The 12,654-nt window shown below is 40.1% G+C and carries 11 protein-coding genes; 6 read left to right on the top strand and 5 right to left on the bottom strand.

Annotation, left to right across the window (positions count from 1 at the left end):
* Window positions 1–112: 112 nt before the first annotated feature.
* The 4 genes from IGI44_RS05260 to IGI44_RS05245 all read right to left on the bottom strand — a co-directional run bounded on the left by IGI44_RS05260 (window position 113) and on the right by IGI44_RS05245 (window position 6,163).
* Window positions 113–1,165 (bottom strand): hypothetical protein, encoded by a 1,053-nt coding sequence (locus IGI44_RS05260; RefSeq protein ID WP_438786756.1) that lies wholly within the window; start codon window positions 1,163–1,165, stop codon window positions 113–115.
* Window positions 1,155–2,540, bottom strand: coding sequence for a sensor histidine kinase (locus IGI44_RS05255; RefSeq protein WP_438786755.1), 1,386 nt, complete (start codon window positions 2,538–2,540; stop codon window positions 1,155–1,157). Before IGI44_RS05255 ends, IGI44_RS05260 begins: the two co-directional genes overlap by 11 nt.
* Before the next feature lie 1,013 nt (window positions 2,541–3,553).
* Window positions 3,554–4,993, bottom strand: coding sequence for a proline--tRNA ligase (gene proS, locus IGI44_RS05250; RefSeq protein ID WP_438786754.1), 1,440 nt, complete (start codon window positions 4,991–4,993; stop codon window positions 3,554–3,556).
* A gap of 318 nt (window positions 4,994–5,311) precedes the next feature.
* Window positions 5,312–6,163 (bottom strand): DUF368 domain-containing protein, encoded by an 852-nt coding sequence (locus tag IGI44_RS05245; RefSeq protein WP_438786753.1) that lies wholly within the window; start codon window positions 6,161–6,163, stop codon window positions 5,312–5,314.
* A 276-nt stretch (window positions 6,164–6,439) separates the two neighbouring features.
* On the opposite strand from IGI44_RS05245, the gene mgrA reads away from it, so the two are divergent.
* Window positions 6,440–7,441 (top strand): L-glyceraldehyde 3-phosphate reductase, encoded by a 1,002-nt coding sequence (gene mgrA, locus IGI44_RS05240; protein ID WP_438786752.1) that lies wholly within the window; start codon window positions 6,440–6,442, stop codon window positions 7,439–7,441.
* A gap of 45 nt (window positions 7,442–7,486) precedes the next feature.
* On the opposite strand, the gene IGI44_RS05235 is transcribed toward mgrA, so the two are convergent.
* The gene (locus IGI44_RS05235; protein WP_438786751.1) at window positions 7,487–8,053 is read right to left on the bottom strand and encodes an NAD(P)H-dependent oxidoreductase; all 567 of its coding nucleotides are present in this window, start codon (window positions 8,051–8,053) and stop codon (window positions 7,487–7,489) included.
* A 126-nt stretch (window positions 8,054–8,179) separates the two neighbouring features.
* On the opposite strand from IGI44_RS05235, the gene IGI44_RS05230 reads away from it, so the two are divergent.
* The 5 genes from IGI44_RS05230 to IGI44_RS05210 all read left to right on the top strand — a co-directional run bounded on the left by IGI44_RS05230 (window position 8,180) and on the right by IGI44_RS05210 (window position 12,652).
* Window positions 8,180–8,707, top strand: a complete 528-nt coding sequence (locus IGI44_RS05230; RefSeq protein ID WP_438786750.1) for a CDP-alcohol phosphatidyltransferase family protein — start codon at window positions 8,180–8,182, stop codon at window positions 8,705–8,707.
* Window positions 8,708–8,803: 96 nt separating this feature from the next.
* Entirely contained in the window at window positions 8,804–9,280 is a 477-nt protein-coding gene (locus tag IGI44_RS05225; protein ID WP_438786749.1) for an MGMT family protein, read from the top strand.
* 239 nt (window positions 9,281–9,519) lie between these two features.
* A complete protein-coding gene (locus tag IGI44_RS05220; RefSeq protein ID WP_438786748.1) occupies window positions 9,520–10,731 on the top strand; it encodes a phosphotransferase in 1,212 nt (403 codons plus the stop codon).
* A gap of 17 nt (window positions 10,732–10,748) precedes the next feature.
* Window positions 10,749–12,098, top strand: a complete 1,350-nt coding sequence (locus IGI44_RS05215) for a 4Fe-4S dicluster domain-containing protein (protein ID WP_438786747.1) — start codon at window positions 10,749–10,751, stop codon at window positions 12,096–12,098.
* Window positions 12,095–12,652, top strand: a complete 558-nt coding sequence (locus IGI44_RS05210) for a BMC domain-containing protein (RefSeq protein WP_438786746.1) — start codon at window positions 12,095–12,097, stop codon at window positions 12,650–12,652. Before IGI44_RS05215 ends, IGI44_RS05210 begins: the two co-directional genes overlap by 4 nt.
* Window positions 12,653–12,654 lie beyond the last annotated feature (2 nt).

The following is a 12,654-nucleotide window of genomic DNA, read 5'->3' as shown; positions in this document are numbered from 1 at the left end:
TTACTGTTAATTTTGTGTTTTTTGTGTTTTTTGTTCGTAAAAATAACCTATTTTATAAAATAAAAAAACTATCAAACATTTCATAAAAGAATTGTTTAATAGTCTCATCTTTTTATTCAGTTTTGATTCGTTTGTTCAAGAAATAAATCAGCGGCAGGACAATCATTGCACAGAACAAGATGGCAGCATAAGCGGTGTAGTTTTCATAATCGCCTACGATCAACGTGCGTGAATGGTATACCTTTACAGAACGCTTTCTAGGTAATTCTAACCCTGCTACTAGCTCTGTGGTATCGATCTCAACCGAAGACTTCTCTTCGATCTGATCTTGGATCCCAGATTTTTCTATTAGATAGGCTTCTAATTGATTTTCTTCCTTTAATTGGGTTGCCTGTTCTTGCGTGAGAAAGACCTCCTGAAGATTATACTCATTTGCTCTAGCCTCGCCGCCAAATGTAAACAAGGTCGGCAAAATCAACCATAACAAATGTTTCTTTTTGACCTTTTTAACAATTATTTTATTAAGTTCAGTCGTTTGTAAATAAATAAAAACAATTAAGACGATCACTAAAATTACAGGACACACTGATAATAGAAGAATCATGTAAGTGAATAGGCTACGATACTCAATGTTCCAATCTCGTTCCTTTGGCCCACCAGAAATATTGTGATACTTTTGTATTTCGACATTTGTATACTTTTTACTGGCATAAATCTCATCACCGCTCTTATACGCGCGAATGGTTTTACTAATATTTTTTTCGAAATTATAAAAAGTGATCTGACTCTCTACGTAGTCTTTGGTCTCTATTTTACATTCATCAATTTTTAAAGGCTTCCCATCCTCTAATGACCAGATCCGGAGTTCAGCAAGTTCAATTAATTTTTCTTTCTTTAAACCTAGTAAATTTTCTTTCTTAGGATATTCAAAGTCTCGTCCATCGATCCCAACTTGCTTTTCTTTATTGATCTCCCCATTTTTTGAAAGAATCGTTACCTTTAAAGGAAGGATTCTTTTTTTACTTTGGTCATTCACCGTCAGATTCGGAAAATAGGTACCTGAATAAAGAGCAGTATTGCTCTCCTCTTCAGCGAGAGCCTGAACGGGAAACAGTAAGAATACCAACAAAAATAAAAGCATTGTTGCTTTTCCACTATTTTTCATCGCATTTCTCCTCATTAGGGATCACTAGCCTCGTAACAACGTAATCTTCTTCTATTTGATACTCACATGAGCCATGTAAGAATTTTGCTAAATCTTTTATCAAGTAGATGCCGTTTCCACTACTGTAGGAGTAGTCTTTTGTCGTATTTGGTCCTATGAATGGCGATTGACTACTTTCCATGATTGTTTGAATGTGGTGTTTTTCTGCAGCATTCTTAAAGGTAAGATGTGCTTCGTTTTCAATAAATTCAAGTGAAATTTCTAATTCTGAGTTCTCTAATGTGTAGTGAACCATATTTGAACTAATGTTATGAAGAAGTAAACGCACGGCAACCTTGTTTTGATAAATCATTGCTTGTTCTGGTCCGTCAAAAAAGAAGCTTAACTTTTTATGCTTCAGTTCATTCATTTGGTATAGCTGCGAAGTCCGTACCATCTCAACTAAATCAAACAATTCAAGTCCTGCATCAAATTGATACACGTTCTCTCTTAATTGATGCAAAATATCATTGATCTCCAGCAACAATTGATTGTAGACCTCAACTTCTTTTTTCAAAAAAGCACGTTGTTCGCTTGCTTTTGTATTCAACATTTTCATTTCACTATCTAATAACTGATTATGCAGGGGCCCCTTCAAATCATGGACCATTGCTTTTGAAAGATTGATCGTATTCTCCAGATGCTCACGCTCCAGAGCTAACTCAATCTCAAGATTCGTATTTTTTCCATATACGGTATTCAGTGTATGTTTTTGCTTCAAAAAGAAATTGTTTAGTCGCTCATTTAACTGATCATCAACTTCTTCAAGTGAACGTTCATCCAGTTCATTACGCTCGGCTCTTTCCAAAGAATTAGATATTTGGTATAACGGGGCTAAAAGCTTGCGCTGTAACCAAATAATAATCAGTACTAATGCAATATAAATGAACAAAATAAAAATATTGAATTTCAACATGAAATCCTGCAGTACTTTGATAAACGGAACTTGATAGATGACATACCAAACAGATCCTTCTTGTGACCCGATTTTAGTCTGTTCAAAGTACTCTAGAAATTTTGCGTTATCATTCACCACTCCTTTGATTTTTGCGTCAGCAGCCAAATCAATGGTTGAATACAACCGTTTTCCTGATGCATCACGCACCACGATCTCGATCGCCGTATCTTCAATCAGTTCATCCAACTTCGCTTCCCAATCTTTCGATTCTAAAGAGTCGTTAACCTTCTTTTGTACACCTTCAATATAGGTATCCTCTGCATCGCGATATAAATTGCGGAAGACATAGACACTTTGTACGATGACACCAGCAAAAACCAAATAAATAATTACTGAGACGAATAAAATACGCTTGCTAAATAAATTTTTTTGCTTCATTCAACTTCTCCATTTTTTTGTTATATCATCTATTATAATACACTAATTATATTGATAGTAATTATTTTTATATAATAAAATTTTATCTTCTAAAATAATATGTTAATTTTTCTAGTGTAAACATATTTACAAGACGCGAATGGAGAAAACTGGATCTTCTGAATCGTTAATTTGAGACGGAAGAATTCTGGTAAATACAAAAAGACCCTTGATTGCTCGTTTTCACGAGGTCGCATCAATCAAGGGTATAAAACTAGGCAACTTGTCACGAAAGGTGGTGTTGCCTTTAAATTAACATATTTTCATGTCCGCTAACTTCAAAATATAAGCCTTTTTTTCAAACACGAGAAAAAGTCGTTTTATCATCCTCACGCAGATTCGCTTTAACCAACTAAAAGCAGAAAATGGACTAACAGTTACCACTTAATAAAATAAAGAATTGCAGTGGTAACTTAGAGGGCAGCTAGCTCTTATTAAGGTATTAACTTTTTTCAAAAAACGAAATAAGTTCGTTTAATTTTCGTCACGCATATCATCCAACTATCTACCACAAACGAATATACAGCCTCGAGCTTTTAGTTTGTCAGTCCGACTTTAAGCAACTGCGAAAAGTTGGACTGACAGCTAGATCATTTTAATGATAATTCATTTTTCGAAAACCACGAAAAATGAATTTTATCTTCGTACATATGCGGTCATAATATAGTCGCCATTTGCAGGGCAGCTAGCTCACTAGTAAAGAAATTATTTTCCAAAAACCGGAAAAAAGACTTTATCTTCGTACGCATACCATTTTTCTAACCTGCTGAAAGCAGGAAGAAAAACTGGCAAAAACAAGCCTGAGCCGATCAAATGTCTTTGATCGCCTCAGGCTCTAAGAATATAACCGCACAGATCAACCTTTTTGGGAAACCAAATTCCCGACCGTCCTGCTTACTGGTGGCTGATTGATTAAACAGTAATTGCAAAAACTCATTTTATATAAAAGTGATTCTGTTGCGGACTTCCTCAAATTAGTATGCGCGAGCGATCCAAACGGTATGCTTCGCAGGTTTTCCACTAACGATATCGACTGTTTTTTCAACAGGCGGGTTAAATGGAATGTTTCGTGTCGTGAAGCCAGTTTCTTCTTTGATCTTAGCTTCTGTTTCGTCTGTGCCGTCCCATCCGATTAAGACAAATCCTGGGGTTTCGCCGGCTTCTTTTGATTTTTCAATATGCGCTTTTAACTCATCAAGCGTATCAATATCTGTATGTTCGTTTTCTTCGTAGCGTTTCATCGCGCTTTCGAATAAACGTTTTTGCATCACATCTAGTTGTTCTACAATATAATCTTCAATGCCGTCTAATGAAACAGATTCCTTCTCATCTAGATCACGCATTTTGATAACTGCTTGGTTGTTTTCTAAGTCACGAGGTCCGAATTCAACTCGTAGTGGCGCACCTTTCAGCTCCCATTCGTTGAACTTGAAGCCTGGTGTGTTGTCTGTTTCGTCGATACGAACACGTAAGCCTTTTTCAGCTAATGATGCTTTTAATTCGTGTAAACGGTCCAAGATTGCTGGTTGTTTTTGCCAAGGCCCAACAGGGATCAAGATCACTTGGGTTGGCGCAACTTTTGGCGGTAATACCAAGCCTTGTTCGTCTCCGTGAACCATGATCAATGACCCAAGTAAACGGGTTGAGATTCCCCATGAAGTGGTATACACAAAATCATGCTCATTGTTACGATTCAAGAATTTAATATCGAATGCTTCTGCAAAGTTTTGGCCAAGGTAATGAGACGTTCCTGCTTGGACGGCTTTCCCGTCACGCATCATAGCCTCAACAGAATACGTATCTACAGCTCCGGCAAAACGTTCAGACGGTGTTTTTTGTCCGCGATAAACTGGAATTGCAAGTGTATCTTCAATCAATGTCGCATAAGCTTCCAAAGCGCTCATTGTACGTTCACGTGCATCTTCTTCCGTTTCATGTGCCGTATGTCCTTCTTGCCACAAGAATTCAGACGTCCGTAAGAATGGCATCGTCTTTTTCTCCCAGCGGAAAACATTCGCCCATTGGTTAATTTCATAAGGCAAATCACGGTAAGAGTTGATCCAATTTGCAAATGCGTCACCGATCAATGTTTCCGAAGTCGGACGTAATGCATATGGCTCTTCCAAATCTTCATCGCCAACTTTGGTTAACCATGGCAATTCTGGCGCAAACCCTTCAACGTGTTCTTCTTCTTTTTCTAAGAAATGTTTAGGGATCAGCATTGGGAAGTAGACGTTACGAATATCTTGTGTTCTCAACCATTTGTTAAAGTCTTCTTGAATATGTTCCCAAAGTTCATATCCATCGGCTTTAAAAACGATACAACCACGAACTGGTGAATAATCCATCAAATCCGCTTTTTGAATTGTTTGTAAATACCATTTTGAAAAATCTTCTTTTTGTAAATTAGTCATCCATGCTTCCTCCTAAAATATAAATAAAAAAAACCGTTCCATCCCTACAAATTGTAAGGACGAAACGGATAATTTCGCGGTACCACCTTGCTTGGCCAAAACTTTGTTGACCCAACTTTCAGCTCCAATAACGCTAGAGTCGCGTGCTGCTTTCACAGCAATCAACTTTGGTAGGTTCATAAATTCCAGAGGACGTGTTGATCTTTCAGACGGTGAATCAACTCTCTGCTGCCGATAAAATTTATTACTATTCCAAATGCTTAACACCATATTAAAGACTTCTCATGAAAAATGCAAGCCCAAATGTCAAATTTTTTTCTAATCTTCTGGAACGTAGCGTTCTTCCAGTCGACTCATCCACCAGCCAAGAGCGGCACCTAAAACACATAAAACCGCGCAACCAAGGAATCCAAGGAGCCCGATTCCACTATAATCTGTCGGGACAATCATGACGGTCGAAGCGAAAACAATCCCCAAAATAAAATGATACATCGGTGCGTAATAACGACTGAACACCCAATCCATCACTTTGGATAAACTTAAAACAGTCACCAAACCACCAATTCCGATCGGGATAATCACACCCATATCAATCGTCTTAAAACCATCAGCCATGGCTTTATACATGCCCATATAAACTAAAAAGTTTGAAGGACTGAGGCCTGGGACGATCAACCCCAATCCGATCAATCCACCGGCGATCATCCACGTAACAAAGTTTTGATCAACCGTTCCAAATAAACTGGAGCCCTTCCATAAGAACAAGAAGCCTAATACAAAGCTAACTGCAATAATAATCAGGTCCTTCGTATCCCGCCCCTTTTTCCCAGCTTCTTTCCATAACGCTGGCACCGTTCCAATAATACAACCAACAAAGAACCACAACATGATTGTCTCAAACTCACCAAGCAAAAAGCTGACAGCAAAAGATAACACAAACACTCCTGCTAATCCGCCTAATCCTACGGGAATAAAAAACAGTACATTCTCTTTAAAGTTCTTCGTAATGTGGGCTAAAAATGAAATAATTCGTTCATAAATACCAAATACTGCCGCCAGCGCCCCACCGCTGACACCTGGTAAAATAAATCCAGAGCCGATGAACATCCCTTTGATGAAGCGTAAAAACCAGTCGCTTTTATTCGGCTGTGTTACTTTTTCGTTTTCCATAAAAAATAATCCTCATCTTTCTTTTGTATCTTAGCCAGTGTAACGATAAAAAGAAACTGACGCAAGACCAACCCCGGACGTTCGAGGGAAAACTTAAAGAAACTTTTGAGAATTTGATGAAATTTTAAATCATTTGTCTAATAAAAAAATGAAACTTCGTCTTGAATTTAAATAAATAAAAAACTAGCACACTCATAAATTCCTTTCCCTTTACATTCTTCAGAAAAAGCAGATAATTAAAGTAGGCGTTTTCAAAAACGATTTAGGAGGTTTTCTATGTATTTTGCAAATGAACACCGGTATGAAAACATGCTGTACCGTCGAGTAGGAAAATCTGGATTAAAACTTCCTGCTATCTCTCTAGGCTTATGGCACAATTTTGGTGATGTAGACACTTTAGACAATCAGCGAGCGATCGTTCACGCGGCTTTTGATCATGGGATTACCCACTTTGACTTGGCTAATAATTACGGTCCGCCTGCTGGTTCTGCCGAGATTAATTTTGGTCGGATCTTAAAAGAAGACCTGCTGCCGTATCGCGATGAGCTGATTATCTCGTCAAAAGCCGGCTATTATATGTGGCCGGGACCTTATGGTGAATGGGGCTCACGAAAATACCTCATCGCCAGCTGCGAACAAAGTCTGAAACGTATGGGACTTGATTACGTCGATATTTTTTATTCACATCGTCCTGATCCAGATACGCCATTAGAAGAAACCGCTCTTGCTTTAGATCAGCTCGTTCGTCAGGGAAAAACCTTATATGTCGGGGTTTCAAATTATTCCGCGGAACAAACAGCTGAAATCAGCAAGATTTTCCGAGAACTAAGAACACCTTTTATCATTCATCAACCGCGATACAATATGTTCGACCATTGGATCGAAGAGGACTTGACCGATGTTTTAGCAGAAGAAGGAGTAGGCGCGATCACCTTTAGTCCTTTGGCTCAAGGGATGCTAACCAATCGTTATTTGCATGGCATTCCCGCTGATTCTCGTGCCCATCGTTCAGACAGCCCGTTTCTAACAGAAGAAAATGTCCAAGCGACACTGGATGTCGTTAGACAATTGAACGATTTAGCAGAAAAACGTGGACAAACCTTAGCTGAAATGGCCTTAGCGTGGAATCTCCGGCAAGAAACAGTAACCAGTGTCTTGATCGGTGCTTCTCGAGTGAGTCAGTTGGAGGACAATTTAAACGCTTTAAATCATTTAGACTTTAGCTCGGATGAATTGAAGAAAATCGATAAGATCTTATCGGAATTGACTACTAAATAGAAAAAGATTCGAAAGCCTTTTGCTTAAAAGGCTTTCGAATCTTTTTTAGAGTTTATCATAAACCGACTCCAAGTACGCTGTTCGTTCCTCATCCGTCAAATATTTCACCGATCCAAGATGATGCCAAGAAATATTACGCATCCCGATATCTTGTAACGTAGTCGTCAGCTGATGCTTGTAGCTGCGGGTACAGCGTTGCTCTAAACCTTCTGTTGGCTGATCTGAGGTCGTAAAGACAACGACGGAATCAACGGATAAAAGCGGCTGAATCCCATTCCCGCCATCGAAAAAAGCGAATTCATTTAACAGTACCTTATCAAGAAAGCCCTTTAAACTTGCTGGAGAACTATACCACCAAATCGGAAAGATTAGTACCAGCTGTGTTGTTTCGCGTAATAAACTCATATAATGCAAAACTAAGGGATCTAGTACCGACCCGCTTTGATAGCCAGCCAATTCTTCTTCACACATCACTGGATTAAACCCGTCTTTGTTTAGATCAATCACCTGAAAAAGTTTTTGATCCTGTTCTAAGCCCGTAACCAATTTATTCAAGATTCCGTGATTAAAGCTGCCCTTCCACGGATGATCAATAATCAGTGTCGTCGCCATGTCAACCTCCTCTATGCCTATTTTATTAAAAAATAGCACAAATTCATTGCAGTTTGATTTCAGTTTGATGTCAATCCAACTAAGAACGTGATAAAGTTAAGTTATATTACCGTAAGGAGCTGTCGCATGAATTATATTCCAAACATTATAACAATTTTTCGTATTCTAGCTTCGTTCGCCATGCTCATTCTTCCCAACAATCTCTTTTTTCCGTTATATTTTTTTGCTGGGCTCACGGATATCTTAGATGGTTGGCTGGCTCGCAAGATGAAGTGGACGAGCGCTTTTGGTACATTGTTAGACAGCATAGCAGATTTAATTTTTTTCGTGGTAGTGATCCTAAAAGTTGTGGGAACCATCAAGCTGCCCACTTTTCTTCTTTGGGGCGCATTGTTGGTTCTCCTTATTCGTTGTATTTCCTATACAATTGGATTTTTTCGTTTCCATCAATTCACCAGTTTACATACCTACGGGAACAAATTAACCGGTCTATTGCTCTTTTTATCCCCTATTGTCTTACTAGTTGTTCCTATTAAGCCTTTTGGCGTCATCCTTTTGATCTGTGCGGTTGGATCATCCAGTGAAGAATTATTTATCGTCTCCACTACCCAGAAACTGGATAAAAATGTGACGACTTTTTTTGATAAAAAATAAACAGCCTCATTGCAGGTTCATTTTAAACTAGGTAAACTAAAGGTAGGAATTGCGCGCGTAATAACTACCATAGCCAGAAATTAGGAGGTGGCCCTCATGGCAAATGAGGATCAAAAAGATTTCAACGCAATGTTAAACGAAGATAAAGGGATGCCAAAAATGCAGATCGTGACGGATGAAGCAACGATCAAGCGTTACGGCGGAACAAAAATGTACTTTGCACCACCGTTAGATTACGATGCACTCATGAAAAAAATCCCGTATGGAAAAATTATCACGACTGGTGCTATCAGAGAGTATTTGGCGAAGCAAAACGATGGCGACTTTACCGAGCCCATCACGGCCGGCGCGTTTATTTCCATCGCAGCTTGGGCGAGCGAACAGCGCGACACCGATTTGACTCCTTATTGGCGAACCCTAAAAAATAAGGGTGAGATCAATCCAAAATTCCCTGGCGGTGTTGAAGCTCAGATTGAAAAACTCGAAGCGGAAGGTCACACGATCGTTCGTCGAGGGAGAAAAAACTTCCGTTATTACGTGGAGGATTTTGAAGAATCTATGTATGTACTCTAACCGTTTTCGTTTCGAGAACGGTTTTTTTATTGTATTTTTTTGCTCACTTTTCGTCTCTTTTTTCCTTAATCCAAGTGTTCAAAGGCTTTTTCCAGAAGTGCGTTGGAGTGCATATTTTTATTATATATTTTCGCCAAGTGATTCGCTAAAATGAATATTAGGATAGGATTTTTGTGAAGACTGTTTAAACAACGCTCTGCACGAAAAGCCCCATCGTATCAATTGTTAGGAGGAATATGATGGAGATTAGTGAGCACACTCTTGCCGATTATTTGCTTCAGCGTACCACCCTTTTTGATCAAACACGTCCTCTCTTCGTGACTGTTCTTTCTAATGAAAAGGATAAGTACGTAGATGGCTATTTAAATTATCTCTATATCCTTAAGCAGGGTCATAAAAAATATATTGCTAAGCACTCAAAAAAGACGATTTCCAGTGGGATTTCTTTGGCACCGATTGATCCTAAACGCAATTATTTGGAATATATGACGTATCAATTACGAGCAGGGCTTGCTCCACAAATGGTTCCTGAAACCTATTTTGCCGATTCGTCTGCTCATTTATTTATTATGGAGGATCTTTCTTACTTAACGGTTTTACGTTTTGCCCTTTGTCGTGGAGACCAGTTTCCTCGATTAGGTAAACAGGTCGGTGAGTATCTTGCACGTACACATGTGGCGACTTCAAAAATGAAGTTATCTGACAACGATTGGCAGGTTTTATCGAACTATTTCAAAAATACGGATATGCGCATGATTATCACTGATTTCATTTTAAAGCCGCCGCTAAGAAGCCATCCCACGATGACCATTTATCAGGAAGCGCTACTGGCCATTCTAGAAATAATCTTGCAGGATGTTGCAGTAAAAGACGATTGGCAGAACCTGATCGAAGATATCTCTAACAAAGATGACTGTCTGATCCATGGCGATTTCCACTCTTCCAACGTTTTTGTTTCACAGACATCCTTTAAAGTGATTGATATGGAATACACGATGACCGGACCCTTCTCCTATGATATCGGGTATTTCTTAGCGAATATTCTTTCGCAATATGCGGCCTTCACTATCAGAGGTGATATCTCCATGTGCGCGTATCTACTGCAAGTAATCAAGGATACCTACAAAACGTATTTCACTTATTTTTCTGATCATCTGCCGGGGAATCAACAGAAGCAATTTACAGAGATTCTCCAAGACTCGCTTGGTTACTTAGCAATGGCGAATATTAATCGCATCGCCAATTTAGGTGAGTTTCCAGATTTTGATAATTTTTCTAGTGAACAAGAAAGCTTCTTAGCCAAAGGTCTTTCCATGATGCTGGCACAGAAGCTATTAAAAAATCGCCGGCAATTAGATACACCAGAAGCGGTTTGCGAATTGCTTCGTGCGACCCGTAACGATTTCTTAACGAATCTATTTATAAATGAAAACGCTCTTATTTTAACTTAAAGAAATGAGGAACGAGTATGCTATTGGATCAAATCACTGCGGCTGGTATTGTCGGCTGCGGCGGTGCGGGCTTCCCTACTGCTGTTAAATACAACACGAAAGCCGAATACTTCATTATCAACGCCGCGGAATGTGAGCCGTTGCTAAAGACCGATCATTATGTGATGAACAATTATGCGAAGGAATGTGTCGAAGCCATCGCGGCAGTCGGTGAGATGCTGGAGGCAAAACAGATCGTGATCGCCACAAAGGCCTATTATACAAAAGAGATCACGGCCTTAGAAAACGCCATTCAAGCGTTAGGCGTTCCTGTTACAGTGTTCAAAATGAAGAACTTTTACCCTGCCGGGGATGAGCAAATCATGGTATATGAGGTGACCGGACGAACCGTTCCGCCCGGAGGTATTCCTATTGAGGTTGGGTGTGTCATCTCAAACATTGCCACCATGTTAAACATCTATCAGGCGCAACATGGAAAAAATGTCACACATAAACTCCTAACCATCACTGGTGCCGTTACCAATCCCAAAATCTTGGAAGTGCCCATCGGTACCTCCTTTGATGACTGCTTAGCCCTTGCTGGCGGCACGACGCTGGATGATTTCATGTACATCAATGGTGGCCCGATGATGGGGAAAACAGGAACAAAGGACGACTTCTCACAGCAAGTCGTTACGAAAACAACCTCTGGAATCATTATTATGGAAAAGCGCGAATTTCTCTATGAGCTGCATGAAAAAGAAATCCCGCAAATGATCAATAAAGCGCGTTCTTCCTGTATTCAATGTCGCTTGTGCACGGAGCTTTGTCCTCGTTATCAAATCGGGCATCCGCTCCATCCTCACCGTGTAATGCGGCATCTGACGATTACGGATGTCCCAGAGGATATTGATGACGATCCGATTTGGAGAGAAGCGCTGCTTTGCTGCGAATGTGGAATTTGTGAAGCGATTGCCTGTCCGATGGGCCTTTTGCCAAGGCAGGTCAATAAATACGTCAAACAGCGATTAGCGGAAAAAGGGATTCGCTATCAGAAAGAGGAACGTCCACTGACGCCTTCGCCTATGCGAGAATACCAATTGGTCCCGCCAGTAAAAATCTTATTGAAGGATGGTCTAAAGCAATACGCTGACTTCACGATTGAAGAGTTTCAGAAATATGAAGCGAAGCAGGTGAACATTCCGCTGAGAATGCACATCGGTGCTCCTTGCGAGCCAGTCGTACAGGTTGGGGATCACGTAAACGTTGGAGAACTAATTGGCAGAAAACCGGAAAAAGCCTTAGGTGCGGATATTCATGCCAGCATTGATGGTATTGTAACAGCGGTTGCCGCTAACATTACGATTGAAAGAAGGGACAACGAATGAAACTAATGGATACAATTGGCTTTTTAGAACTAAACAGCATTGCTAAAGGAATTGAAGTCGTCGACTATATGCTGAAAGCCGCAGACGCAACCTTGATTATGGCACGGGCAAGTTGTCCTGGAAAATACTACATCATGATCTGCGGACAGGTCGCAGCGATTGAACGCTCCATGGAAGTCGGCGTGGAGATGGGTGGCCGTTATGTCGTGGGTGAGCTGCTGATTCCTCGGATCAATCAGTCCGTGATTCACGCGATCAATATGGCACAAGTTCCAGAAAACGTTCATGCAGTTGGGGTCTTGGAATATTATTCAGCTACTGGCTCCATCATCGCCGCTGACTTCGCTGTTAAAGCAGCAGACGTTGAACTCATTGCCATTCAGCTGGGCACAGGGATCGCCGGAAAATCCTTTGTTGTATTAACCGGTGACGTGGCTGCTGTCAAAGCCGCCGTTGAAGCTGGTGCCAATGGGGCACAGGATCAGGCCATGCTCATTAATAAAATCGTCTTATCCAATCCCCGTCCAGAATTAATTGATAGCTTACTGCAATAATA

It is taken from the genome of Enterococcus sp. DIV0756 (assembly GCF_051710745.1).
Lineage (GTDB): Bacteria > Bacillota > Bacilli > Lactobacillales > Enterococcaceae > Enterococcus_A.
Note: the sequence above shows the minus strand (reverse complement) of the source record. Positions and strands in the feature narration are given on the sequence as shown.